At 69.5% G+C, this 25,468-nt stretch carries 23 protein-coding genes; 15 read left to right on the plus strand and 8 right to left on the minus strand.

Features of this window, described 5'->3' with window-relative positions:
- Window positions 1–4: 4 nt before the first annotated feature.
- A complete protein-coding gene (locus ABD235_RS05265; RefSeq protein WP_344170241.1) occupies window positions 5–1,846 on the minus strand; it encodes a hypothetical protein in 1,842 nt (613 codons plus the stop codon).
- 120 nt (window positions 1,847–1,966) lie between these two features.
- On the opposite strand from ABD235_RS05265, the gene pgfA reads away from it, so the two are divergent.
- Window positions 1,967–3,031: a cell envelope lipid trafficking protein PgfA gene (gene pgfA, locus ABD235_RS05270; protein WP_344170244.1), complete on the plus strand. Its 1,065-nt coding sequence runs from the start codon at window positions 1,967–1,969 to the stop codon at window positions 3,029–3,031.
- On the opposite strand, the gene ABD235_RS05275 is transcribed toward pgfA, so the two are convergent.
- The 4 genes from ABD235_RS05275 to ABD235_RS05290 are packed head-to-tail and all read right to left on the minus strand — an operon-like array spanning window position 3,028 to window position 5,630.
- Window positions 3,028–3,819: a class I SAM-dependent methyltransferase gene (locus ABD235_RS05275; protein ID WP_344170247.1), complete on the minus strand. Its 792-nt coding sequence runs from the start codon at window positions 3,817–3,819 to the stop codon at window positions 3,028–3,030. The genes pgfA and ABD235_RS05275 overlap by 4 nt on opposite strands.
- Window positions 3,820–3,853: 34 nt before the next feature.
- A complete protein-coding gene (locus tag ABD235_RS05280; protein WP_344170250.1) occupies window positions 3,854–4,492 on the minus strand; it encodes a TipAS antibiotic-recognition domain-containing protein in 639 nt (212 codons plus the stop codon).
- Between the two features lie 32 nt (window positions 4,493–4,524).
- Window positions 4,525–5,073 carry an SRPBCC family protein gene (locus ABD235_RS05285; RefSeq protein ID WP_344170253.1) on the minus strand — a complete coding sequence of 183 codons (549 nt, stop codon included), beginning with the start codon at window positions 5,071–5,073 and terminating at the stop codon, window positions 4,525–4,527.
- A complete protein-coding gene (locus tag ABD235_RS05290; RefSeq protein ID WP_344170256.1) occupies window positions 5,070–5,630 on the minus strand; it encodes a TetR/AcrR family transcriptional regulator in 561 nt (186 codons plus the stop codon). The genes ABD235_RS05285 and ABD235_RS05290 overlap by 4 nt, the downstream gene beginning before the upstream one ends.
- A 124-nt stretch (window positions 5,631–5,754) precedes the next feature.
- Here ABD235_RS05290 and ABD235_RS05295 point away from each other — a divergent pair, with 124 nt between their 5' ends.
- From ABD235_RS05295 to ABD235_RS05310, 4 genes are all read left to right on the plus strand, one after another.
- Entirely contained in the window at window positions 5,755–6,648 is an 894-nt protein-coding gene (locus ABD235_RS05295; RefSeq protein ID WP_344170259.1) for an SGNH/GDSL hydrolase family protein, read from the plus strand.
- Window positions 6,649–6,685: 37 nt separating this feature from the next.
- Window positions 6,686–7,591: a phosphotransferase family protein gene (locus ABD235_RS05300; RefSeq protein ID WP_344170262.1), complete on the plus strand. Its 906-nt coding sequence runs from the start codon at window positions 6,686–6,688 to the stop codon at window positions 7,589–7,591.
- A 249-nt stretch (window positions 7,592–7,840) separates the two neighbouring features.
- A complete protein-coding gene (gene rpsA, locus ABD235_RS05305) occupies window positions 7,841–9,331 on the plus strand; it encodes a 30S ribosomal protein S1 (protein ID WP_344170265.1) in 1,491 nt (496 codons plus the stop codon).
- 90 nt (window positions 9,332–9,421) lie between these two features.
- Entirely contained in the window at window positions 9,422–9,772 is a 351-nt protein-coding gene (locus ABD235_RS05310; RefSeq protein ID WP_344170268.1) for a YrdB family protein, read from the plus strand.
- A 12-nt stretch (window positions 9,773–9,784) separates the two neighbouring features.
- Here the strand turns inward: ABD235_RS05310 and ABD235_RS05315 are convergent, their stop codons facing one another.
- The gene (locus ABD235_RS05315; RefSeq protein WP_344170271.1) at window positions 9,785–12,640 is read right to left on the minus strand and encodes an AfsR/SARP family transcriptional regulator; all 2,856 of its coding nucleotides are present in this window, start codon (window positions 12,638–12,640) and stop codon (window positions 9,785–9,787) included.
- Between the two features lie 495 nt (window positions 12,641–13,135).
- Here ABD235_RS05315 and coaE point away from each other — a divergent pair, with 495 nt between their 5' ends.
- The 7 genes from coaE (at window position 13,136) to ABD235_RS05350 (ending at window position 21,090) form a co-directional block, all read left to right on the plus strand.
- Window positions 13,136–13,744: a dephospho-CoA kinase gene (gene coaE / locus ABD235_RS05320; protein WP_344170274.1), complete on the plus strand. Its 609-nt coding sequence runs from the start codon at window positions 13,136–13,138 to the stop codon at window positions 13,742–13,744.
- An 81-nt stretch (window positions 13,745–13,825) separates the two neighbouring features.
- Window positions 13,826–14,983, plus strand: coding sequence for a PrsW family intramembrane metalloprotease (locus tag ABD235_RS05325; RefSeq protein WP_344170277.1), 1,158 nt, complete (start codon window positions 13,826–13,828; stop codon window positions 14,981–14,983).
- Window positions 14,980–16,014, plus strand: a complete 1,035-nt coding sequence (locus tag ABD235_RS05330; protein WP_344170279.1) for a hypothetical protein — start codon at window positions 14,980–14,982, stop codon at window positions 16,012–16,014. Before ABD235_RS05325 ends, ABD235_RS05330 begins: the two co-directional genes overlap by 4 nt.
- Window positions 16,011–16,991 carry a hypothetical protein gene (locus ABD235_RS05335; RefSeq protein WP_344170282.1) on the plus strand — a complete coding sequence of 327 codons (981 nt, stop codon included), beginning with the start codon at window positions 16,011–16,013 and terminating at the stop codon, window positions 16,989–16,991. Before ABD235_RS05330 ends, ABD235_RS05335 begins: the two co-directional genes overlap by 4 nt.
- A 55-nt stretch (window positions 16,992–17,046) precedes the next feature.
- A complete protein-coding gene (locus ABD235_RS05340) occupies window positions 17,047–17,856 on the plus strand; it encodes a hypothetical protein (RefSeq protein ID WP_344170285.1) in 810 nt (269 codons plus the stop codon).
- 69 nt (window positions 17,857–17,925) lie between these two features.
- The gene (gene uvrB, locus ABD235_RS05345; protein WP_344170288.1) at window positions 17,926–20,028 is read left to right on the plus strand and encodes an excinuclease ABC subunit UvrB; all 2,103 of its coding nucleotides are present in this window, start codon (window positions 17,926–17,928) and stop codon (window positions 20,026–20,028) included.
- 327 nt (window positions 20,029–20,355) lie between these two features.
- A complete protein-coding gene (locus ABD235_RS05350) occupies window positions 20,356–21,090 on the plus strand; it encodes an SDR family NAD(P)-dependent oxidoreductase (RefSeq protein ID WP_344173660.1) in 735 nt (244 codons plus the stop codon).
- A 26-nt stretch (window positions 21,091–21,116) separates the two neighbouring features.
- Here ABD235_RS05350 and ABD235_RS05355 read toward each other — a convergent pair whose 3' ends face one another.
- Together ABD235_RS05355 and ABD235_RS05360 are read right to left on the minus strand one after the other, a co-directional pair.
- Complete coding sequence (locus ABD235_RS05355; protein WP_344170290.1) at window positions 21,117–22,046, minus strand: nitrilase-related carbon-nitrogen hydrolase; 930 nt, start codon at window positions 22,044–22,046, stop codon at window positions 21,117–21,119.
- Between the two features lie 137 nt (window positions 22,047–22,183).
- Entirely contained in the window at window positions 22,184–22,738 is a 555-nt protein-coding gene (locus ABD235_RS05360) for a GNAT family N-acetyltransferase (RefSeq protein WP_344170293.1), read from the minus strand.
- Window positions 22,739–22,887: 149 nt separating this feature from the next.
- Here ABD235_RS05360 and ABD235_RS05365 point away from each other — a divergent pair, with 149 nt between their 5' ends.
- The 3 genes from ABD235_RS05365 (at window position 22,888) to ABD235_RS05375 (ending at window position 25,457) form a co-directional block, all read left to right on the plus strand.
- On the plus strand, window positions 22,888–23,646 hold the full coding sequence (locus ABD235_RS05365) for an SDR family NAD(P)-dependent oxidoreductase (protein WP_344170296.1): 759 nt from the start codon (window positions 22,888–22,890) through the stop codon (window positions 23,644–23,646).
- 36 nt (window positions 23,647–23,682) lie between these two features.
- On the plus strand, window positions 23,683–24,051 hold the full coding sequence (locus ABD235_RS05370; protein ID WP_344170299.1) for an MmcQ/YjbR family DNA-binding protein: 369 nt from the start codon (window positions 23,683–23,685) through the stop codon (window positions 24,049–24,051).
- A 254-nt stretch (window positions 24,052–24,305) separates the two neighbouring features.
- On the plus strand, window positions 24,306–25,457 hold the full coding sequence (locus ABD235_RS05375; protein WP_344170302.1) for a TerC family protein: 1,152 nt from the start codon (window positions 24,306–24,308) through the stop codon (window positions 25,455–25,457).
- Window positions 25,458–25,468: the final 11 nt, after the last annotated feature.

Consider the following 25,468-nt stretch of genomic DNA (forward strand, 5'->3'; position numbering starts at 1 on the left):
TGTGTCATTCACTCACCTGCGGAAGGCCGATTTCGATGTTGCCGATGCAGAGGTTGGTCCTCGGGTCGGTGGTCCGGATCCGGACCGCGGCCAGATCGGTCATCGGGGCCGGACCCAGGTAGCTGTTCGCCAGTCCGGCGGGCCAGGCCGCGCGTGCGGCCGGCGGTACGGCGACGGCGCGGCCGTCCGTGCCGACCAGCTCGACCGCGACGGTGTCCTCCCGACTGCTCAGGTAGCCGATCTTGACGAACCAGTTGGCCGTCGGATGCTCGGCGGTGGTCGCCCGCAACGGGAAGGTCATCGTCTCGGCGCCCTGCAGTACCACCGAACAGATGCCCTTCTCCTTGGGCGGGATGACGTCCTTGGCCCACGCGCTCAAGTGCGCCGGACGGATCCGGCCGGTGTCGTCCACCATGCGTGGCTCACTGGCCGAGGACTGCAGCTGGAAGGGGATGCCGGCCGTCCGGAGTACGGGGGAGATCCGTGGATCGGCCGACAGCGCGATCGAGAGCGATTCCGGCAGCCGCGTGTCCCACAGGTTCACCGCCGGGCCGGCGCTCTCGAGCTCGGCGCGCAGGGTGGTGAAGTACGGGCGGGACGGGTTGTCGTCCCAGGTCTGGGCGAAGGTGGCGAGCGAGACGACGCTGCCGGCGGCCCAGGCGAGCCCGACGCCGACGGCGACCAGAGGCGGGATCCGGAGAGACTTGGCGGTGAGCACCACCGCGAGAGTCAGCGGGATCGAGAGGTCCGACCAGTAGTGGTAGTGCACGGTGAAGACGTCACCGAATCCGTCGAACCGGCCGTACGACACGAGAACCAGCGTCACCAGGGTGTAGACGGCGACCGAACCCCAGAGCAGCAGCACCCGCCGGTCCTGCCGCCACGCGGTCACCAGGAGGACGACGGCGACGATGCCGCCGAGGACCGGTACGACGGCCGGCGCGTCCGCGAGTCCGAAGACGCCGGCCACCGGGCTCCAGTTCCAGGGCCCGCCGGCGAGCGCGCCGAGCGGTACGGCGAAGGACTTGCCGGCCAGCTCGACCAGGGTGCCGAAGCCCGGGAGGTGGCCCGCCGAGGGGTTGCCGTTGACGGCGTACAAGATGCCGAAGGCAATGATCGGGACGGTCAGGGCGGCGGCGTACGGCCAGGTGCGGCGCAGCCAGAGCTTCAGCGGGATCTCGCGCAGGTAGAGGGACAGGGCCAGCGCGGTGACCAGGATCAGGCCCGACTTCTCCCAGCAGGCCAAGGAGATCAGCACCGAAAGAGGGCCGTAGGCAACGGCTCGGCGACGGCGGCCGGTGGACCAGTCGACGGTCGCGTGCAGCAGCAGGAGGCCGAAGACGTGGGCCGGGAGGTTGTTGACGCCGCTGGACAGCGACATGAACGACGGCATGCTGAGCGGGGTCAGTGCGTAGACGACCGTGCCGGTCAGGACCCACCAGCTCGACCCGAGCAGACGCAGCAGGAGCAGGCCGAGGAGTGCGATCGCCAACGCCTGCAGGAGAACCCGGCTGACGACGGTGAAGTCCCAGTTCAGCGGCGCGAGCTCGGCGAAGGTCGCGTAGACGAAGCGCAGGCCCGGCGCGATGTGGTCGTTCAACGGGGTCAGCAGCTCGCGCGGGGCGAAGCCCTGGCCGCCCTGGACCAGGAACTCGAGGTCGTCGCTCAGCCAGTGACCGCGTCGCGCGAGCAGGCCGAGCACCACCGACTGGACGATCGCGACGCCGATCACCAGCGCGCGCAGGACTGTTGGATCGGGCGCGGACAGGCTGCCCGTCAGTGCCCGGCGTACCGCTGTTTCGGGCGCGGTGCGGCGGCGCGCGAGCGTCGGCTGGATCCCCCTCATGGGGCCGGACTATATGTCAGTCGAGGACGACCTCGATTGACTCTGTTCAAGAACGCTACTCGCTGGTAGCGTCCCGCGGACAGACCGGGAGGGGTTGTTGTGGGGAATCGCAGTCGAATCGTGCTGCTGGCACTGGGGATCTTCTTCGTCGGGGTGGCCGTGATGGCCAGGTTCTACGCCTATCCGACGCTCGCCGTGGCGCCGCCGGACCAGGTCGCGCACACGACGTCGAAGACCAAGGAGGACGGCACGGTGTTCGTGGTCGCGACGCAGAAGCCGACCAAGCTGCCGCTGACGTCGACCCGGACCGTGCGCGGTGACGTGGTCGCGGCCGAGAAGATCGGCAAGGCGCTGAACCGCAAGGTGGTCGTGTTCGACACCGCGGTGGTGACCGACGACGACCCGGCGTACGAGTTCCCGAGCGAGGACGATGCCAAGCGCGACGAGAAGTTGCCGCTGAGCTTCGTGCAGGAGCGGGTGGTGCTGGACGCGCACACCGGCGAGGCGATCCCCTGGAACCCGGACCAGGCCAAGGACAACAGTGGCGAGTACATCACCACGACGCTGAAGTCCGCGGACCGCAAGCGGCCGGGCGACACGGTCTTCAAGGACGGCCACGAGGGGCTGGTGCTGAAGTTCCCGTTCGGCACCGAGAAGAAGACGTACAAGTTCTGGGACAGCACGCTGCGCAAGGCCTTCCCGATCGAGTTCGAGGGCGAGACCCACCTACTCGGGCTGAAGGTCTACAAGTTCGTCCAGAAGATCCCGAAGTCCGAGGTGCCGCAGGCGGAGAAGCTGAAGGTGCCGGGTGCGCTGATCGGCCAGAAGGGGCAGCCGACGGTCGTGGTCGACCGCAGCTACGAGAACACCCGGACGCTGTGGATCGAGCCGGTCACCGGCGCGATCATCAAGGGCGAGGAGAAGCAGCTCGCCACGATCGACTACAAGGGTGAGACCAAGATCGTCGCGACCGACGCCACCATCGGGTACGACGAGGCGACGGTGAAGAAGAACGTCGAGGGCGCGACGGTCGACGGCAAGGCCGAGGGCGGGTACGCCGAGAAGGCCTCGCAGCTGCACCTGATCGGCTTCTGGGTGCCGTTGCTGTCGCTGATCCTGGGACTGCTGCTGCTCGGGCTGGCCGTGTTCCTGTCGATGGGGCCGAAGGGTCGCCGCGCCGCCTAGGCCTTGTGGGCGGACCAGATCGCGGTGCCTGGGATCAGGCGGCCGCGGTCTGGTCCCCACCCGCCCCAGACCTGGTCGTGGCCGGCCGGCCACTCCGGTTCGAGCAGGTCGTCGACCACGAAGCCGGCGCCGGTGAGCGCGCGGATCCAGTCGCCGGTGGTCCGGTGGTGCTCGGCGTAGATCGCGACACCGTGCTCGTCGACCTCGACGTACGGCGTGCGGTCGAAGTACGACTGGGTGATCCGCAGGCCCGCCGAGGTCGGGTCGTCCGGCATGCTCCAGCGGATCGGGTGGGTGACCGAGAACACCAGCAGGCCTTGGGGTTTGAGCGTGCGGGCGATCTCGCGCAGCGCGGCCTCGGCGTCGGCGACGAACGGCAGCGCGCCGAACGCCGAGCAGGCGATGTCGAAGGTGCCGTCGGCGAACGGGATCGCGGTCGCGTCGGCGGCGACCGTGCGGACCGCCGTGCCGGTCTTGCGGTCGAGCGCCTTGCCGATCTCCAGTTGCTCGACGGAGATGTCGAAGGCAACGGCCTGGGCGCCTTGCTGGGTCAGCCAGCGGGCGCACTGCGCGGCGCCACAGCCGATCTCGAGGACCCGCTTGCCACGGACGCTGCCGAGCAACTGGGCGTCGGCCTCGTCGACCCCTTCGGGACACCAGACGAAACGGTCGTCGCCGAGAAAGGCGCCGTGCTCCTCGAGGTACTCGCTCGCCGCCGAGTCCCAGTAGGTCCTGCTGGCCTTCGAGGTCTGCGCCTCGGTCAGCTCGATGCGTTGCGGCTCGACCACGCCGCCACCCTAACCCCGGGGCCCCGGGAGTTGGTCACAGGTTGGCGGCGGCGTAGACCTCCATCGCGTCGCGCAGGTACTCGACGAGCGAGTCGTCACCGTTGCCGATGGTCTGCCGGAAGCGCTCGTCGTCGACGTACATCTGCCCGAGCCCGCGATAGGCCTCGGCCGTCGGCGTCCAGAACAGGCTGGTCACCTCGTAGTGCAGCTGGACGACGTCCTGGACCCGCTGCTCGGACACATCGGCGCCGTCGGCCTTCAGTACGGCGAGCTGCTCGTGAACCCGGACGTACCCGGTCTTCGCCTTCTCCGCGTCGGCCGGCGACCAGGACCGCATCTTCCGGTAGCTCGCGTCGACGGCCTCGTCACCCCAGCGCTCCCGCGCCTCCGCCTCGTACGGGTTGTGTTCGAAGCCCTCGAACACCTTGTCGGGTGCCATCTCTCCTCCGTTCTCGATGTTCTCGATGGTGGTCTCGACGGTCCTGACCAGCCGCCCGAGCCGCAGCTGCTCACGCAGCAGCCACTCCTTGTGCTTGCCGAGCACCTCGACCGTGTCCCGCGGACTGCGGTGCGCGAGCACCTCGGCGACCACGTCGAGGCTGAGCCCGAGGTCCCGCAGCAGCAGGATCTGCTGCAACTTCAGCAGCTCCCGCTCGACGGTAGAGGCTGCCACTAGGTCAACTTCAAGCTGGTTTTCCGGCCGGACTACACCTTGGTGGCCCGCTCGGCGATCGCCTGGTTCATCGCGCGGAACTGGGGCTCGATGGTGTCGCGGAGCATGCCGGTGGTGAACGGGACGGCGACGCCGCGGAAGGTCTCCTCCTGGATCAGCTTGCTGCGGCCGTTCGGGAGCGGCTCGATCCGGAAGGCGTGCTCGCCGTCGAAGACGCCGCCGAAGCCGATCTTGCCGATCCAGCGCAGTTCGCGGCCGGGCTCGACGGCGAGCAGGGTCGGCGTGAACTCGGTCTCCGAGCCCTTGGTGTCGCGGAGCACGTTCGTGATCTTCTCGCCGATGACGAGGTCGCCGGTCGACGAGACGATGAACGGGTTCCAGTCGGGGTAGGTCGACCGGTCGGTGAGGACCTTCCAGACCTGGTCGGGGGAGGCGTCGATCTCCACCTCGGTGTGCAGCACGGTCGGCCGGGCGATGCTGAAGACGGTGTAGCCGATCAGCAGGACGAGCAGGACACCGAGGCTGGTCAGCAGGCGGCGGCGTCGTACCGGACTCTTCCGGGTGGCGGTGGCGGTGGTCATCGGGGCTCCTCAGGTCCTAGAACGCTGTCGATCAGCGTCCGGGCGTAGTCGGGGGTGAGTGGCTCGCCGGTGACGAGGAGCCGGTAGTAGAGCGGGCCTGCCAGTTGATCGACCAGTACGGCGGGCGCGACGTGGTCGAGCACCAGCCCGGCCTCCTGCGCCTTGGCGACGACCGCGGTGACGGCTTGGTGGCGGCCGGCCCAGAGCGCGCGGACGGCCTCGCCGACGCGCGGATCGCGGGCGGCCGCGGCGGCCAGGTCGGCGACCAGGCTCGGGGGAGTGGCCGCGAGGTTGGCGGCGATCGCCGTGACCAGTTCGGTCAGGTCGCGACGGGGATCGTCGCTCGGTTCGAAGGGGACGTCCTCGCGCAGCGTGGTGATCAGCGCGACGACGAGCTCGGCCTTCGACGCCCAGCGCCGGTACAGCGTGGTCTTGGCGACGCCGGCGCGTTCGGCGACCCGGTCGACGGACAGGCCTTCGTACCCACCACGCCGCAGCTCCTCGGCTGCGGCGGCGAGCACCTTGCCGTCGATCGCGGCGTTCCTGGGACGGGCCATGCAATTACGCTACCGCAGTATCGGAATGAAGTCGAGCGGTCCGAGGTCTTGCCTCGAAGGTGAGAGTTGCTCATGCTGTTGCGAACTGTTACTGGCCGGTCACTTAACGTCGAAGGGCAGCGCGATGCAGATGAGATCAGTACGGGTCCGAGTGGTCGCCGCCGTTGCCGCGGCGGGTCTGGTGGTGGCGGGGTCGGTGACGACGCCGGCGGCCGCGGCCGCGCCGGTGGTCTACGTGGCGATGGGCGACTCGTTCGCCGCCGGTTCGCTGGTGCTGCCGGCCAAGGAGGTGCTCACCTGCGCGCGCTCGGCGGTCAACTACGCGTCCCTGATCGCCCAGCAGGTGCGGCCCGCGAAGTTCCGCGACGTGACCTGCGGCGGCGCGACGACCGCACACTTCGCGAACCCGCAGTCCGGGATCATCGCGGGGACGGCCGCACCGCAGTACGACGCCCTGAGCGAGGACACCACGGTGGTCTCGGTCGGGATCGGCGGCAACGACATCGGCCTGGTCGGGCTCGCGGTCTCGTGCGTGAACCTGCTGCCGCAGCCGATCGGCACGTCCTGCAAGGCGACCAACACCGCGGGTGGCGTTGACCGGCTCGCGCAGAAGATCGACGCGTTCGCGGCGACGTACGGCACGGTGATCGAGCAGATCCGGGCGCGGGCGCCGCACGCGAAGATCCTGATGGTCGGCTACCCGACCGGGATCAAGAAGGGTGGCTGCTGGCCGGTCGTCCCGGTCTGGGGCAGCGACGCGGACTACCTGCAGTCGGCGCTGACCCGGCTGAACCTGCGGATGGCCGAGCAAGCGAACGCGCACGGCGCGACGTACGTCGACCTGGCGGCGCCCAGCGTCGGGCACGACATGTGCAAGAGCGCCGGGACGCGGTGGATCGAGGGCCTGATCCCGAGCGTCACGACGAACGGCCTGGTGCCGCTGCACCCGAACGCGGCCGGGCTGCGCAACGCCGTACCCACGGTCCTGGCGGCGATGGGTACTCCCGCGAAGGTCTGACATGGCCTTGTCGGTCGGTGCTGGCAGGATCGTCCGGGTGGATGGATTCGAGGCGATCGCTGCCAGCGCCGTACCGCTGACCGGCGGGTACGGCGGTGAGACGTTCGCGGTCAGCGCGGCCGGCGAGGACGCCGTGCTCAAGCTGTACGCGAAACGGCCGGGCCGGGCGGCCGTCGACGCGGCGTTGCTGCGGCTGGTCCGCGGGCTGCTGCCGGTGCCGCGGGTGCTCGACGCGCAGGTGGACCAGGTCGACGGCAACCCGACGTACGTGCTGACCGAGCGGTTGCCGGGGGTGAATCTCGAGATCTTCCTGGTCGATGCCGACGACCGGCAGCGCGAGCGCATCGGCGAGCAGCTGGGGGAGTTGCTGGTCCGGTTGAGCGGGATGCCCTTCCTGACGTTCGGGGAGTTCGTCGGGAGCGGGTTGGCGATCGAGTCGTTCGGGGGCGACGGGCTCGACGAGTGGCTGGATCGTCATGTCGAAGCGCTCGGGCTTTCACGCGATCAGGTGGAGAACCTGCGGGACGTCGTCGCCGAGGCCGGAGACCTGACCGACAGTGGGGTCCACCGGTTCTGCCTGGTGCACAGCGACTTCAATCCGAAGAACCTGCTGGTCGATCCGGCGACGGCGACGGTCACCGGGCTGATCGACTGGGAGTTCGCGCACAGCGGTTCGCCGTACGGCGACCTGGGGAACCTGCTGCGGTTCGGTGGTGATCCCGTGCTCGAACGGGCCGTGCTGCGTGTCGTCCGGGAGACCGGCCCGGACCTGGGGGACCGCCTGGTCGACCGCGGCCGGGCGGCGGACCTGTGGGCGCTGATCGACCTCGCCGCGCGGACCGGGCAGAACCCGGTCGCGACCGCCGCGCACGGCCTGATCACCCGGATGGCCGACACGGGCGAGCTGTCGGCGGGCCGTCCCGATCCGGACGTCGTACATTGAGATCAGCAGGACGTCGGGTGACCTCGGCGGGCGGCCGGCGGCGACCGGGTGCCCCGGGTTGTGCTGCCCCAGCCGGAACACGTATTCTGTGAGATGCGCTATGGGCCCGCGCGACCTCGGACGGAGCAGGCTCGTGCTCGCAGCAGTCGGTGGTGAATCTGTCCTCTCAGAGCTTTCCAGCGGTGTGGTGCGATCCAACGGCCCGTGCGCAGCCGTACGACACCATCAGCCCACGGAGCAACCCACCACATGACGGCCAGCATCGAGGCACCTCTCGACCCCGCAGTGCGCACCACCCCGCAGGTAGCGGTCAATGACATCGGGTCGGAGGAAGACTTCCTCGCGGCGATCGATCAGACCATCAAGTACTTCAACGACGGCGACATCGTTGAAGGGACTATCGTCAAGGTCGACCGGGACGAGGTTCTCCTCGACATCGGGTACAAGACCGAAGGCGTCATACCCTCGCGCGAGCTGTCGATCAAGCACGACGTCGACCCGAACGAGGTCGTCAACGTCGGCGATCACGTCGAGGCCCTGGTTCTCCAGAAGGAGGACAAGGAAGGCCGCCTGATCCTCTCGAAGAAGCGCGCCCAGTACGAGAAGGCCTGGGGCACGATCGAGAAGATCAAGGAAGAGGACGGCGTCGTCACCGGTACCGTCATCGAGGTCGTCAAGGGTGGTCTCATCCTGGACATCGGCCTGCGCGGCTTCCTGCCCGCCTCCCTGGTCGAGATGCGCCGGGTCCGCGACCTCCAGCCGTACGTCGGCCAGGAGATCGAGGCCAAGATCATCGAGCTCGACAAGAACCGCAACAACGTGGTCCTGTCGCGTCGTGCGTGGCTGGAGCAGACGCAGTCCGAGGTGCGGATGAACTTCCTCACCCAGCTGCAGAAGGGCCAGATCCGCAAGGGTGTCGTCTCCTCGATCGTCAACTTCGGTGCGTTCGTGGACCTCGGCGGCGTCGACGGTCTGGTGCACGTCTCGGAGCTGTCCTGGAAGCACATCGACCACCCGACCGAGGTCGTCGAGGTCGGCCAGGAGGTCACCGTCGAGGTGCTGGACGTCGACATGGACCGCGAGCGCGTCTCGCTGTCGCTGAAGGCGACCCAGGAAGACCCGTGGCAGCAGTTCGCCCGGACCCACCAGATGGGCCAGATCGTGCCCGGCAAGGTCACCAAGCTGGTGCCGTTCGGTGCGTTCGTCCGCGTCGAGGAGGGCATCGAGGGTCTGGTGCACATCTCCGAGCTCGCCGAGCGTCACGTCGAGATCCCGGAGCAGGTCGTCCAGGTCAACGACGACACGATGGTCAAGATCATCGACATCGACCTCGAGCGTCGCCGGATCTCGCTGTCGCTGAAGCAGGCCAACGAGGGGCTGGACCCGGTCTCCGACGACTTCGACCCCACGCTGTACGGCATGGCGGCGACGTACGACGACCAGGGCAACTACGTCTACCCCGACGGCTTCGACCCCGAGACGGGCGAGTGGCTCGAGGGCTTCGACAAGCAGCGTGAGGAGTGGGAGCGGCAGTACGCCGAGGCCCACGCGCGCTGGGAGGCCCACAAGAAGCAGATCGAGGACGCCAAGACGGCGGACGTCGAGGCCGGCGAGGCCTCCACGTACTCCTCCGCGACCGGTGGCGGCGCGGCTCCGAAGGACGACGCTCCCGCCGAGGGCGCGCTCGCTTCCGACGAGGCGCTCCAGGCTCTCCGCGAGAAGCTGACCGGCCAGGGCTGAGCACTTCCCTAGCAGGACCCGAGACCCCCGCACCCCCGTACTGGGTGCGGGGGTCTCGCCTTTATCCTGAGCCGTGCACGAACTGTGGCGGTGGGGAAATCTCGCGGTGGCGCTCCTGGTCGAACTGGGCGCGCCCTGATCGTCTTCGGCTGGTGGGGCTGGCACACCGGCGACGATCTCGCCGGCCGCCTCATCCTGGCCATCGGCCTGCCGGTGGCGGCCGCCGTACTGTGGGGGCTTTTCGCCGCTCCCACCGCGCGACGAGGGCAGGTGCCGCGCGCGATGGTGAAGACCTTGGTCTTCGGCCTTGCCGCGCTGGCCCTCTGGGATCTCGGCCATCCGCTGGTGGCCGTGCTCTACGCGGTGGTTGTCGTGGGCAACATCCTGGCCATCCACCTGGGCAAGCTGTCGCCGGACGTGCCCTCGGGCTCTCGCTCCTGAGCCTGCGCCTGTTCAGGACGTGAGCAGGGCCTGGAGTTTTTCGCGGTTGAGGGCGGGGGTGCCGGGGAGATTGGCCTGGGTCAAGATGTCCAGGGCACGGCGCCAGTGGGTGCGGGCCTGGGGGAGGTTGGCAGATTGCTGGAAGGCATCGCCGAGGTTGGCCTCGGCTCTGGCTTCGGCCCAGCGGTCGGAGAGGGCCTGGCTGATCGCCAGGGACTCCTGGTAATGGCCGACGGCGGTGGCGTGGTCCCCGCGGGACAGGTGGGCGGTGGCCAGGGTGTTCAGCGCGAAGGCCTCGGCGCGGCGTTCTCCTGAGGCCCGGTTGAGGTGGACCGCGCGGGCGGCGGCCTCGGCGGCTTCCTCGGGGCGGCCGTCGGACAGGTAGGTCTCGGCGAGATTGGCCAGGTTGCGGGCGGTCTCGACCGGCTCGTCGTTCGGGTCGAGGGCCTCGATCGCCTGCAGGTGGGACTGGACGCTGGCCTTCAGGTCGCCGGAGTACCGGAACAACCGGCCGAGGTCGGTGAGGACGCCGGCGCTGCCGCGCGCGTGGCCGATCGAGTCGAAGAGCTTCAGTGAGTGGGTGAGCTGCTCGGAGCTTTTCTGGTAGTCGTTCTGCTGGATGAAGGCCATGCCGAGGCCTTGCGCCAGTGCGGCTTCTCCGAGGAGATCGCCGGTACGGCGGGCCGCCTCGAGGCCGACCCGCTGCAGTTCGAAGAGGTCGTCGAGCGCCCGCAGGTAGATCAGGTAAGGCCAGAGACCAAAGGCGATCCGGTACGCCGCCTGGTCGTGCCCGTGGCGTACGGCGTCGTGCACCGCCGCGATCAGGACGTGTCGCTCGGAGGTGAACCAGCCGGCCGCCGCAGGCGTGTCCTCGAACGTCAACGGCGTGACACCGGGCAGCGGCGAGCCGAAGTCCAGCAGCGGTTGCGATCGTTCCAGCATCGCCTTGCCGCTCCGAGCTGTGTGCGCGTACCAGTCCAGCAGCCGGGCCCTCGCCGCCTCGCGCTCGACCGGTTCCTCGGTCTGCTGGATCAGAGTGTTCGAGTAGAGCCGCAGCAGGTCGTGCAGCTGGTACCGGTGGCCCGGCTGCTCCAGCAGGTGAGCACTTGTTAGCCCATCCAGGCACCGGGCGGCCTCATGCTCGGATGTACCTGCCAGTGCGGCAGCAGCTCCCAGCCCGAGGTCCTGCGCCGGCTGCAACGCCAGCAGGCGGAACATCCGTGCGTGCGGAGGCGCGAGCACCCGGTACGACCAGTCGAAGACGACCCTGAGCGCGCCGTCGTCGTCCTCGTCGACATCCAGTACGCCGAGGCGGTCGGGGTGATCCCGCAGCTCCGTGATCAGGGCCCGTACGCCGGCCGCCGGCTCCCTGGTGACTCGCTCGGCCGCGATCGCCAGGGCCAGCGGGAGGTGGCCGCACAGCTCGCTCAGCTCGGCGATCTCGGTGGCGCTCGCTTGGACGTGGTGCGGCTCGAAGGTCGCCGTCAGGTACGCCGCGGCGTCGTCCGCTCCGAACCGGTCGAGTGCTACTCGGTGAGCGCCTTCCCGGGCGGCCAGCGAGCGCAGCTGGCTGCGGCTGGTGATCAGCACGAGGCAGCCGGAGCCGGGCAGGAGTGGGCGCACCTGCTCGGCGTCGCGGGCGTTGTCGAGCAGGAGAAGAACACGGCGGTCTGCGAGAACGGTGCGGAGCATCGCCGTACGGGCTGGGCCGCGCTCGGGGATCTGGTTGCCGGAGACGCCGAGGCCGCGCAGGAGGAGGTCGAGCGCGGTGTCTGGGTCCATCGGGTCGCCGGGGCCGTAGCCCTGGAGGTTCAGGTAGAGCTGGCCGTCCGGGAACTGGTCGGCGACTCGGTGGGCCCAGTGGAGGGCGAGGGAGGTCTTGCCGACACCGCCTTGGCCGTGGACGGCGAGGATCGCCAGGGGGCGAGGGTCGGCGCTGCTATGGGCGGTGTCGCTGCCGCGGCCGGTGCTGCGGGCGCCGCCGCTTCCGTCGGGGCTTCCGCTGCCGCCAGCGCTGCCGCTGCTGATGCCGCTTAGGGTGTCGAGGCGGTTGAGGGCGGCGGTTCTGCCGGTGAAGCGGGCTGGGGCGGGTGGGAGCTGGCGTGGGGCGGACCGGGTGGTTGTGGCCTGCGTCGGGCGCTTGGGCTCGGTTGCTTCCAGCAGCTCCGCGTGTAGGCCGCGGAGTTCGGCTTCGGGGTCGACGCCGAGTTCGTCGGCGAGGCGGCGGCGCAGTTCGTCGTACAGGGTGAGTGCCTCGGCTGGTCTGCCGGATCGGCTGAGTGCGGTGAGCAGGCGGAGCCACAGGGACTCGCGCAGTGGGTGCTTGGCGGTGAGCTCGCGCAGGGGCGGCAGTACGACGTCGTGGCGGCCGGCAGCGAGGTCCAGGTCGATCCGGCGTTCGGTGGCGGACAGGTAGGCCTCGGTGAGGCGGGGTGCTTGTTCGCGCTCGAGCCAGTCCGAGCGGATGCCGCCGAACGGCTCACCGCGCCACAGGTCCAGCGCGGCGGTCAGCAGGTCACGCTCGGCTGCCGGATCGGTCGCCTGGGCGGCCTGCTCGAGCAGTTGGGTGAAGGCGAGTGCGTCGACCTGCTGCGGGTCCACGCGAAGTGCGTAGCCGCCTGGCGTCGTGTCCACACTGACGTTCGGCGCGAGCAGCGTGCGGAGCCGGGCGATGGAGGTGTGCACGCTGGGCCGCAGGTTGGCCGGCGGGTCGTCGCCCCACAGGCGCTGGCCGATGGCGTCGACGGAGACAGAGTCCGGTACGGCGAGCGCGAGGACCGCCAGCAGGGTGCGGACGCGACCGGTCAGGCCAGGAAGCGGCTCGTCGTCGCGCAGCGCCTCGAACGGCCCCAGCAGCCGGATCTCCAAGTCGTTCCTCCTGTGTACGTGCGCCCATTCTCGGGGACACCAGGGGCGAGGGTCCGCGCGAGCCGGTGGGTCGCTCGTCAGCCGGACGCACTGATGCCTCGCCCAGGCCTGCTCGGTATTGCGGGGCGGGCCCGCGCTGCCTGGTGTTGCGGGGCGGCGGCCGCGCGCCGCCCTCGTGTTGTGGACACGGCGTGGGCCAGCGCCGGTCCGGGGCATATGGCGGGCGGTAGCGTGATCAGGCCGGGCCATCGCCGCCGCACTGCCCAGCGTTGGCCGGCTCCCGCCCGGCCCTGCCCGGTGTTGCGGGGCGCGGCCCGCGCGTGCCGTCCCGCGTTGTCGACGCTGCCCTGCGTTGCCCCGCTCCCGCCTGGCATGGCCTGGGGCCCGCCGTGGGGTGCCCGGCTCCCGCCCGTGTTGGCTGGCTCCCGCCCGGCGCTGCCGCGCTCCTCGCAGCACCCGTCGGAGCGCGCGGTTCTCACTCGGTAGGGTGCAGGCGTGCTGAGAGTTGGGTTGACCGGGGGAATCGGGTCAGGCAAGAGTTCGGTGTCGGGGCGGTTGGGGGAGCGGGGGGCCGTGGTGATCGACTCCGACGTGCTGGCGCGGGAGGTGGTCGCGCGGGGGACCGACGGGCTGGCCGAGGTGGTTGCGGTGTTCGGCGACGGCGTACTGACGGCTGATGGCGAGCTGGACCGGCCCGCCGTGGGCAAGCTCGTGTTCGGTGACGAGACGGCTCGGCGGAAGCTGGAGGCGGTCATTCACCCGCGGGTCCGGGCGCGAGCGGCTGAGATCGAGCGGGCGGCGCCGGACGACGCCGTGGTGGTGCACGACATCCCGCTGCTGGTGGAGACCGGTCAGGCGGACAAGTTCGACCTGGTGCTGGTGGTCGACGTACCGGTCGACGTACAGGTCGAGCGCCTGACCACGCAGCGCGGCATGGCCGAGGACGAGGCGCGGCGGCGGATCGCGAGCCAGGCGACGCGGGAGCAGCGGCTGGCGGCCGCGGACGTGGTGATCGACAACTCCGGCAGCCTCGACGACCTCGACCGGCGGATCGACGAGGTCTGGAGCCGGCTGACAGGGCACGGAACGGACACGAAAGCGTGACCCTTGCGCGGGAAATGATGTTTCCCGGCCGGCCTGTACGAGAATCACGCCGGTCCCGCAGTTCCTAGTTAGGGAGAGAGCGTGGAGTGTCCCCGCTGCGGCTCCGAGGTCCCCGACGTCTCGCAGTTCTGCCACCACTGTGGCAACGGACTGCGGTCGGCGGACCCGGGGCGCAAGAAGGCGTACGCCGCCAGACCGGACGAGCCGGTGGCTTCGTTCAAGCTGGTGTCGACGATCATGCCGCAGGGCTCCGGCCAGCAGCCGTACACCTACAAGGTGGCGCTCGGCGTCGCTCTGCTGCTCACCGTGGTGACCGCGGCGCTCGGCGCGCTGCCGGTGGCGATCATGGTGGCCGCCTTCGCGATCCCGATCGTGTACATCCTCTACCTGTACGACGTGAACCTCTGGGAGGACGAGCCGATCCCGGTCGTCGTGGCGGCGTTCCTGCTGACCGGCGTCCTCGCGGCGGTGTTCACCTGGCTCTGGTCGGACCAGATCGGTCTGTCGCTGGACACCATCGGCAGCAATGACGCCGGTCCGGCCGGCCGTGACCTGCTGATCCTGCTGCTGCTCGTCCCAGTCGTGTCGGTGCTGATCCAGCAGGTCGGCCCGCTCTACCTGGCCTCCAGGCCCCGGTACGACGACCTCATGGACGGCTTCACGTTCGGTGTCGTCGCCGGTGTCGGGTTCGCCTGCTTCGAGACGCTGGTGCTGCACTGGGGCTGGATCAGCGGCGGGTTCGCCGGTCCGGGCTCCGGCGCGGGGACGTGGATCTCGATCGTGGTGCTGCAGGGCTTCGTGAAGCCGCTGATCTACGGGTCGGCGGCCGGACTGGCCGTGGCGGAGTTCTCCGGGCTCGGCGAAAAGTACGACGGGTTCACCGCGCGCTGGGTGATCGGTGTGCTGCAGGCGATCGCGGTGAACGCGCTGTTCCAGGGCGGCGTGTACCTGCTCGGTTTCGTCGGCGGACAGGGCTCCTGGATCGGAGCGGTGCTCGGTGTGATCTGGGGCCTGCTGCTGCTCGGGGCGCTGATCGTGCTGGTCCGGACCGTGCTGCACAAGGGCCTGCTGGAAGCAGCGCTCGAGTCGGCCGCTCGCGGTGGGTCGAACCACGCGTCGGGTGAGCAGGCGTTCTGCACGCGGTGCGAGATGCCGCTGCTGCCGCACTCGGACTTCTGCTCCGCCTGCGGCAACGCGGTGCGGTCGGTGCCCAAGTCGGAGCGAGGGGTCGTGGCATGAGCAACCAGCAACCGCCGTACCAGGGCCGGCCGCCGCAGCAGCCGCCGTACCAAGGTCAGCCTCCGCAGCAGCCTCCCTACCAAGGCCAGCCGCAGCAGCCGCCGTACCAGGGACCGCCGCAGGGTCAGCCGCCGCACCAGCAGCAGCCGCCTTACCAGCAAGGCCCTCCGCCGCAGCAGCGGCCGTACCAGGGCCAGCCGCCGTACCAGGGGCCGCCGCAGGGTCAGCCGCCCTACCAGGGCCAGCCGCCGTACGGGCCGCCGCAGCAGCAGCGACCGCCGTACCAGCAGGGCCCGCCGCAGCAGCCGCCGTACCAGCAGGGGCCTCCGCCGCAGTTCCAGCAGCCGTACCCGCCGCAGCAGCAGTGGGGTCCGCAGGGGCAGCAGCAGTTCCAGCCGCGCGGTGGCCGAGGCCAGGGCAGCAAGAAGATCCTGGCGCTCGCCGGTGGCGCGCTCGCGCTGGTCGTGGTGATCGGTGTCGTACTGGCGCTGGTCTTCGGCCGGAACGACGACAACAACGTCCAGCCCGACCCGAACCCGCAGCCGACCGGCCAGCCGAGCGAGAACCTCGACAAGGGCATCGAGGTCGGGGAGGGCGTGTTCGTCGATCCGGCCGCGGGGTACCTTCGCAAGACGATGGAGGGCTTCAAGGGCGTCTACCTGCTCAAGCAGGGGGAGGGCTACTTCATGGTGCAGACCGTCAAGGCCGGCAACGACACGGCCGACACGGTGCTGCCCATCCTGATCGCCAGTGAGAAGAAGGCGCGGCCGACCGGGTTCGAGGCCAAGCCGGTGCAGAAGGACACGCCCGACGCGGACGACAAGACCCCGGTGAAGCAGGTGTCCACCCAGGCGTTCAAGTCCACCGCGACCGGCCAGGGCGGCAGCTTCGGCGTGGTCGGGTTCATCGGCGTGATCGAGCGCGAGGACGGGATCATGACGATCGTTCAGGTGTACGGCCGGCAGGACAAGTCCGCGACGTTGCAGCCGGACACCACTGCCATGTTCAGGTCGGTGATCGCGAGCCAGTGAGTAACAAGCGCGACAAGGGCCCGGCCGACAACCCCTGGGTCCGCAAGACCGATCCGGCCGACGACGAGGGCGCGGCTCCCGAGGAGGAGTTGCCGCCGTCCCCGTGGTCGCTGGAGGTCCCGCCACGCCCGTCACCGTGGACGGACCCGGCCGCTCCGGCCGCACCGGCCAACGGTGGCTGGGGCCGGGCCACGCCGGACCAGCCGACCACACCGGCCGCTCCGGATGCCGGTACGCCGGCAGCGGGCGGCTGGGGCAAGGCCGACGGGTCCGCGGCGGGCGCTGGGGGTGCCGGCGGTGCGACCGAGACCAGCTCCTCCTGGGGCGACAAGGTCGGGCCGCCGTCGCTGCGGCGCCCGGAGCCGGTCAAGAAGAAGCCACCGGTCCCGCCGCTGCTGCTGCCGATCGCGGGTGGGCTGGCGGTGGTCCTCCTGGTCGCGGTGGCGCTCGTCGTACTGACCGGCGGCGACGACAAGGCCAAGCCGCCGACTCCCACGGTGACCACTCCGCAGGCCTCGACGTACACGCCGCCGGCGAACGCCATCGCCGTCGACCACGGCGTCTCGATCGTCCCGGCCAACGGCTGGAGCCTGCTCACCACGGAGACGCAGGGCAAGCAGCTGGTCACCTACGCACCGAACCGCGAGCCGCTGGCGTTCCTGTGGGTCCGGCAGAAGCTCAACGTGTCCGCGAACACCTACCTGCTGGGCATCGTCGAGGGCGAGACCGAGAACGAGACCACCCAGCTGGGCGCCGTACGGAACCTGCCGTGCCCGAAGGACGTCTTGGTGGAGTGCGTCGCGATCAGCTACACCTCCACCGTCGCCAAGACCGGGAAGGTCCAGGGCTCGGTCGAGGTGTACCGGCGCAAGGACGGCGTGGTGACCGCGCTGGACTTCCGCAGCAACGCGACGTACGCCGCCAAGGCCGAGTCCGAGGCGGCCCCGATGAAGCAGTCGGTCATCGACAGTCTGTGACCGCCCGCCCCCACCAGACGACACAGCACCAGACGAGACAGCGCGAGAGGCCCTGATGAGTCAGCAGTACGGACCTCCCCAGAACCAGTACCAGCCGCCCGCCCAGCAGCCGTTCCCGCCGGCCGGCCCGGGCGGCTGGGGTCCGGGACCCGGCTACCCGCAGCAGTACCAGCCGGGTGGACGGAAGAACCGCAAGACCAAGTGGATCGTGATCAGCGGCGCGGCGCTGGCCGTCGTACTGATCGCGACGGGTGCGGTGCTGCTGGTCACCGGCGGCAAGAAGGACACCCCGACCGCGCCCGTCGCAGGCGAGACGCTGACACCGGCACCGGTCGGCACGATGTACACCCCGCCCACGCCGTCGCCGACCGTCACGCAGATCACGAAGGGCCCGTACGACAAGGGCGTCGAGATCGGTGGGGGAGTCTGGTTCACGCCGGCCAAGGGCTGGGTCAAGGACCCGGACAAGACCCGGTCCGGCCACAACTACCTGCTGCCCGAGCCGGGCCGCCCGAGCGCGATCGACGGGTGGTTCTGGATCCGGCAGACCAAGCTGATGGGCGCCAAGCAGTTCGCCGAGCACCTGGTCGACGTCGAGTCGAACAACCTCGAGCACGTGGTGATCGGCAAGGGCGGCTTCCGGCCCTGCCCGAACAAGGCGCTCAAGCTCTGCTACGCGACCAACTACTCCGCCGTGGTCCCGGTCAAGGGCAAGAAGCCGGTGGTCTTCTCCGGCTTCGTCCAGACCTTCGAGGACTTCACCGGGCAGACCACGGCGACCGACGCGGCGCTGCAGCGCGAGGTCTGGCCGCGGCGCAAGCAGGAGGTCCTGAACATGAACGGCACCCTGGTCCGCTCCTTCTGACCGCTTTCCCGTACGGCGTACGGATCGCGATTTCGGAAACTGTCGGCGCGGGGTCGTACCGTGGAGGGCATGAGACAGGTCTCGGATCTCCAGCGTATGGTCGCGCCGCTGAAGGTGGTGTCCGACTTCGAGCCGGCGGGTGACCAGCCGGCCGCGATCGACGAGCTCGAACGGCGGATCAACGCCGGCGAGCAGGACGTCGTCCTGCTCGGCGCCACCGGTACGGGCAAGACGGCGACGATGGCCTGGCTGGCCGAGCGGATCCAGCGCCCGATGCTGATCCTGCAGCCGAACAAGACGCTCGCCGCGCAGTTCGCCAACGAGCTGCGCCAGTTCTTCCCGGAGAACGCGGTCGAGTACTTCGTGTCGTACTACGACTACTACCAGCCCGAGGCGTACGTCCCGCAGACCGACACCTACATCGAGAAGGACTCCTCGATCAACGAGGAGGTCGAGCGGCTGCGGCACTCGGCGACCTGGTCGCTGCTGACCCGCCGCGACGTGATCGTGGTCGCGACGGTGTCCTGCATCTACGGCCTGGGCTCCGCCGACGAGTACCTGAACCGGATGATCCACGTGAAGGTCGGCGACGAGACCGACCGCGACGGGCTGCTGCGCAAGCTGGTCGGCGTGCAGTACGCGCGCAACGACCTGGCCGGCACCCGCGGCACGTTCCGGGTCCGCGGCGACACGCTCGAGGTCTTCCCGGTGTACCAGGAGCTCGCGGTCCGGGTGGAGTTCTTCGGCGACGAGGTCGAGCGGCTGATGACGCTGCACCCGGTCACCGGCGAGGTGCTCAGCGAGGAGACCGAGCTCTACATCGGCGCCGCGACGCACTACGTCACCGCGCCGGAGAAGATGGAGCGCGCGATCAACTCGATCGAGGCGGAGCTGGCCGACCGGCTGGCCGAGCTGGAGCGCGGTGGCCAGCTGCTGGAGGCTCAGCGGCTGCGGATGCGGACGACGTACGACATCGAGATGATGCGCCAGATCGGCACCTGCTCGGGCATCGAGAACTACTCCCGCCACACCGACGGCCGCGAGGCCGGGACGGCGCCGCACTGCCTGCTGGACTACTTCCCCGAGGACTTCCTGCTGGTGATCGACGAGTCGCACGTCACCGTGCCGCAGATCGGCGGGATGTACGAGGGCGACATGTCCCGCAAGCGGACCCTGGTCGAGCACGGCTTCCGGCTGCCGTCGGCGATGGACAACCGGCCGCTGCGCTGGGAGGAGTTCCTGGAGCGGATCGGCCAGACCGTGTACCTGTCCGCGACCCCGGGGCAGTACGAGCAGGACAAGTCCGACGGGTTCGTCGAGCAGATCATCCGGCCGACCGGCCTGATCGACCCCGAGGTGATCGTCAAGCCGACCAAGGGCCAGATCGACGACCTGATCCACGAGATCCGGCTGCGGGTCGAGAAGAACGAGCGCGTCCTGGTCACCACGCTGACCAAGAAGATGTCCGAGGACCTGACCGACTACCTGCTCGAGATGGGCATCCGGACCAGGTACCTGCACAGCGAGGTCGACACGCTGCGCCGGGTCGAGCTGCTCCGCGAGCTGCGGATGGGCGAGTACGACGTGCTGGTCGGCATCAACCTGCTACGGGAGGGCCTCGACCTGCCCGAGGTGTCGCTGGTCGCGATCCTCGACGCGGACAAGGAAGGCTTCCTGCGGTCGGGCCGGTCGCTGATCCAGACCATCGGCCGTGCGGCGCGCAACGTGTCGGGTGCGGTGTTCATGTACGCCGACAAGATCACGCCGTCGATGGAGATGGCGATCGACGAGACCAACCGGCGGCGCGCCAAGCAGGTTGCGTACAACACCGCGCACGGGGTCGACCCGCAGCCGCTGCGCAAGCGGATCGCCGACATCACCGACATGCTGGCCCGCGAGGACGCCGACACCGCCGAGCTGCTCGGCAACGGCCGGACGCAGTCGCGGGGCAAGGCGCCGGTGCCAGGCGGCGGCAAGAAGGCCGGCGAGAAGGCGAAGGAACTGGCCGGCGGCCTGCCGTCGTCCGACCTGGCCGACTTGATCCAGCAGCTCACCGATCAGATGCACACCGCGGCGGCGGAACTGCAGTTCGAGGTCGCGGCGCGGTACCGCGACGAGATCTCGGAACTGAAGAAGGAGCTGCGCCAGATGGTGAACGCGGGAGCGAAGTAGGCGTCGGCGCCACCCACACGAGGGGTGAGCGCCGACACCACTCGAGGGCATCCGGACGGGTGCGCCGCCAATCCCGGCCGGGAGCACCGTTCGCGATCCTCGCCGTCGCCGGGTTCGACCTGACCGCGACTTGACCGGCTTGCCGTCGAGGGTGCCAGACCGGTTCAGGTACACCGGGCGTTCGCGTCGGTGGGCAGTTCGGTGGGGGTGCGCGGCGCGTCGGTGGGCAGTTCGGCGGGGGTGCGCGGCGCGTCAGTAGGCAGTTCGGTGGGGGTGCGCGGCGCGTCGGTACGGGGACGGGATGGCGGCCATATTCTCGATCGGGTGATGACTGAGGAGCTGGCCGGGCAACGGGCGCTGGTGACCGGGGCGACGTCGGGGATCGGGCGAGCGATTGCCCGCAGTCTGGCGGCGGCGGGGGCAGAGGTTGTCGTCACTGGGCGCCGGGCCGAGCGCGGAGCCGAGACGGTGGAGCTGATCGAAGCCGACGGTGGGCGGGCGACGTTCGTACCGGCTGATCTGGGGATCCTGGACGACGTCGAACGGCTGGCGCGCGAGGCCGGCGAGGTGGGGATTCTGGTCAACAACGCCGGGTTCTACCCGATGGTTCCGACGACGGCGCTGCCGGCCGCGGAGTACCAGTTGATGTACGACGTGAACCTGCGGAGCGCGTACTTCCTGACCGCCGCCATCGCTCCCCGGATGGTCGCGGGCAGCGCGATCGTCAACGTTTCCTCGACCGGCGCCCAGATCGGGATGGCCATCGCGGCCGGGTACAGCGGAACCAAGGCCGCCCTCGAGTCGATGACCAGGTCGTGGGCCGTCGAGTTCGGTCCGGCGGGGATCCGGGTGAACGCCGTGTGCGCCGGCATGATCCGGACGGACAAACTGCTGGAGCTCGTGCCGGAAGAAGGCTTGGCGCAGGTCAGCGTGCCCTGGCCCCTGGGCCGCCCAGGCACCCCGGAGGAGATCGCGGAAGTGGTTCTCTTCCTCGCGTCCCCGCGAGCCAGCTACGTCACGGGCGCCGTCCTGGTCGCCGACGGCGGCCAAACCATCTCCTGACCCGTTCTTCTGCGGGGCCGGAGCGGTCAGTTGGGTCGCAGGACGGTGTGTTGCGCGGTTTCGTTGACGTGCAGGGTGAAGATGTCCGGGCGGGCGTAGTGGCCGGCGGCGTCGAAGTCGAACTTGCCGCGGGCGAGGTCCTCGAGATCCAGTTCGGCGAGCAGGACTCCTCCGGCGCCGCGCAACGGGCCGGCCAGGATCTCGCCCAGTGGTGAGACGATCACGCTGCCGCCGTCGATCAGGACCGTGTCCGGCGCGTCGCCCTGGATCGGGTGCACGTCGTCGGGGAGGTCGGCGCGGGTCAGGTACTGGTTCGCGCTGATCACGAAGCAGCGGCCCTCGAGGGCGATGTGCCGCATCGTCGCCTGCCACTGCTCGCGGTCGTCCACCGTAGGTGCGCACCAGAGCTCGACGCCTTTGGAGTACATGGTCTGCCGGAGCAGCGGCATGTAGTTCTCCCAGCAGATCGCCGCACCGAGCACGCCGACGGGCGTCCGTACGGCCGGCAGCGTCGAGCCGTCGCCCTGACCCCAGAGGAAACGCTCGGCCGCGGTCGGCATCAACTTGCGGTGCTTCGCGACCAGCCCGTCGACGGGGTCGAGGAACACCGCCGTGCAGTACAACGTCCCACCATCGCGCTCGATCACGCCGGCCACGACATGGATCCGCAGCTCGGCCGCGAGCTCCGCCAGCCGCTCGATCTCCGGGCCGGTGAGCGCGACCGCGGCGTCGTAGTACCGGCGGAAGACGTCGCGTCCCTCGGGCGACCTCGACCCGACGGTGACCCCGAAGTCGAGGCCCTTCGGGTAGCCCCCGAGGAACGCCTCCGGCAGGACGACCAGCCGAGCACCGGCCGACGCGGCCTCCCGCAGGTACCGCTCGGCTTTGGCCAGGGTTGCGGGGGTGTCGAACAGCGTGGAACCGGCCTGGACCGCGGCAACGACAACAGACGTCATGGCAAGCAGCCTAGGCGGCAGCGGACGCTGTCAGGTCCAGCGGCGGGGGAGGTGAGAGCGACGATCGAGCCGCTGGGGAGGCATCGGCGCGGGCGGCGACGGTGGGCTCGTGGGCCACGGGCCAGCCGCGTGGGCGGCTAGTCGGCGATAGCTCCCCACGTGCTGGTGTCGGGCCAGACGATGCGGAGGCAGTGGGGGTTTCCGGTGAGGCGGCTCGGGTCGCCGCTTGGGGGTGGGACGGGGGCTTTCCCGACGGCGGTGCCGCCGGCGGTTCGGTAGAAGTGCTGGGCGGAGGTGTTCTGCTCCAGGACCCACAGGTACATCGCGTTGGTCGCCGCCTGCTCGGTGACGGCGGCGGCTGCGCGGGTGAGCAGGTCGGTGCCGATGCCGAGGCGGTGCTGGTCGTGGCGGACGTGGAGGTTGTCGACCAGGCTGCCCCACTCCGGGTCGTGGTCCAGCATCACGTGGACGAAGCCGACCAGGCGGCCGTCGCACTCCGCGAGCACTGTCGCCGTACCGGTCGGCGTGGCCAGCCGGGACTCCCAGACCGCGGTGCGTTCGACGGCGATGTCGCCGTCGAGGAACGCGTCGGCGTACGCGCCGCGGTAGTGCCGTCGCCAGCTGTCCGCGTGCAGATCCGCGACCGATCCGGCGTCGGCCGGGCCGGCGGAGCGGAACAGGACCGGGCTCATCGCCGCGGCTCCGAGTCGAAGGTGGAGAGGATCGTGCAAGAGGTCGCTCGCATTGTTCTACCGTTCCCGCAGGTCAGATTGTGGAATGGAGGTGTCGGTTTCCGGAAGAGCGCTGCTGGCGCTCCAGTTTTGGACAAGGTGGACACCTCATGCAGGTCGCACTGGTGACAGGTGGCAGTTCAGGCATCGGACGGGGCACGGCGCTCCGGATCGCCGCGCGGGGGATGGGAGTGATTCTCACCTACGGCGGCAACGAGCAGGGCGCGCTCGACACTGTCTCAGCGATTGAGAAAGAAGGCGGGACGGCCGTCGCGCTGCCGCTCGACCTCGGGCGGGTCGAGACCTTCCCGGCGTTCCGCGACGCCGTCGCCCGGGCGCTGCGGGAGACCTGGCAGGTGGAGACGCTCGCCGCGCTGGTCAACAACGCGGGCTTCGCGCAGACCGAGCCGTTCGGCGAGGCCACCGAGGAGGTCTTCGACCGCCTGTACGCCGTACTGCTGAAGGGGCCGTACTTCCTGACCCAGACCCTGCTGCCGCTGCTCGCGGACCAGAGCGCGATCGTCAACGTCAGCAGCAACTCCTCGATGCACACCAACGCCGAGCCGGGCTACAGCGGCTACGCCACGATGAAGGGCGGGCTCAACGTGATGACCCGCTTCCTCGCGAAGGAGCTCAGCCCGCGCGGGATCCGTGTCAACGCCGTGGCGCCCGGCTCCACGCTGACCCGCCTCGGCGGCGACGCGTTCGACAAGTACCCCGAGGTCATCCCGGCCCTGGCCGCCAAGACCGCCTTCGGTCGTGTCGGCGACCCCGACGACGTCGGCCAGGTCATCGCGGCGCTGATCTCCGACGAGACCCGATGGGTCACCGCCCAGGTTTTGGAGGCGTCCGGCGGCTTCGGGCTCTGAGCTCGCGGTCGTATCGTTCAGCCCAGGAGGTGGGCGATGCGACTGACCGGGAAGGAACTGCTCGAGCACTGTCTGGCCAAGCCGGGCGCGTGGCAGGACGAGCCGTGGGAGGGCGACGTGGTCGCGAAGGTGAGCGAGAAGATCTTCGCCTTCCTCGGCGACCAGACGGTCGGGATCAAGTGCGGGGCCAACCGGGACGAGGCCGACGAGCTGGTGAACGCCTATCCCGAGGACGTCAGCAAGATGGCCTACATCGGCCGGTCGGGCTGGAACACGGTCCGCCTGGGCGGCGCCGTACCGGATGACGAGATTCTCGAGCTGGTCGACGCGTCGTACACGACCGTGGTCGGGAAGCTGCCGAAGAGCCGGCGCCCACCAGGGCACACCACCCAGACACCAACCTGATCACGCAGCGAGGTTATTCCCGCTCCGGAGCGTGATCAGACCGACATACGGGTACCGGACCGCCGATTTGGAAACTCGGACATCGACCCGCCAGAATGGTGGCAGTTTGAAGGGGAGTATTCCTTCGCGACGGTATCGTCATCACGGTCAGGGAGTTCGTCTCCTCGCCCGGTACCGCCGGCCAGGCCCGAGAGTTCGAGCCCGGCGGAAGAGACCTTCGGAGTCCACTTTCGCTTGCGCTCCGGAGGTTGCCTGTGCACGTCCACGATTACGTCTGGTACATCACGGTCGGAGTCCTGCTCGCCCTGCTGGCGTTCGACGTCTTCATCATCGGCCGGCGCCCGCACGAGCCCACCACCAAGGAATCGGCCACCGCGATCGCGTTCTACGTCGGTCTCGCGGTCGTCTTCGGCCTCGGGGTCTGGGCGTTCTCCGGCGGTCAGTACGCCGGGGAGTTCTTCGCCGGCTGGCTGACCGAGTACAGCCTGAGCGTCGACAACCTGTTCATCTTCCTGATCATCATGTCCAGGTTCCAGGTGCCCAGGAAGTACCAGCAGACGGCGTTGCTGATCGGCATCATCCTGGCGCTGTTCTTCCGCGGCATCTTCATCGCGGTCGGCGCGGCCGCGATCAACCAGTTCTCCTGGGTCTTCTACCTGTTCGGCGCGTTCCTGGTCTACACCGCGGTGCACCTGGCGATGCAGGGCGAGAACGACGACGAGGACTACAAGGAGAACGCGGTCATCCGGTTCGCCCGCAAGCGGCTGAACGCGACCGACGAGTACAACGGCGTCAAGCTGACCGTCGTCAAGAACGGCAAGCGGCTCGTCACCCCGATGGCGATCGTCATCGTCGCCCTCGGTACGACGGACCTGCTGTTCGCGCTGGACTCGATCCCGGCGATCTACGGCCTGACCCAGGAGCCGTTCCTGGTCTTCACCGCCAACGTCTTCGCGCTGATGGGCCTGCGGCAGCTGTACTTCCTGCTCGGTGACCTGCTGAAGCGCCTGATCTACCTGTCGATCGGCCTGTCGGTGGTGCTCGCGTTCATCGGGGTGAAGCTCGTCTTCCACGCGATGCACGAGAACGAGCTGCCGTTCATCAACGGTGGCGAGCACATCAAGTGGGCGCCGGAGATCCCGATCTCGGTGTCGCTCGGCTTCATCATCGTGACGCTGGGCATCACCACGGTGCTGAGCCTGTGGAAGTCCCGCAGGATCGCGGCGGACGAGGCGGCCAACGGGACCACCGGTGGCGACGCCGTGGCCGCAGAGGCCGGCGGTGGCGAGCTGGACGAGGCCACCACCACCCAGCGCCCGCAGGACGCGGTCCACCCGGCGACCAAGGCCGAGATCGACGGCCTGTCCGAGCCGGAGCCGCACGAGACGGACTCGAAGAAGCCCTGACCTGACAGACA

This window comes from Kribbella lupini, from assembly GCF_039529595.1.
In the GTDB taxonomy this organism is placed as follows: Bacteria; Actinomycetota; Actinomycetes; order Propionibacteriales; family Kribbellaceae; genus Kribbella; species Kribbella lupini.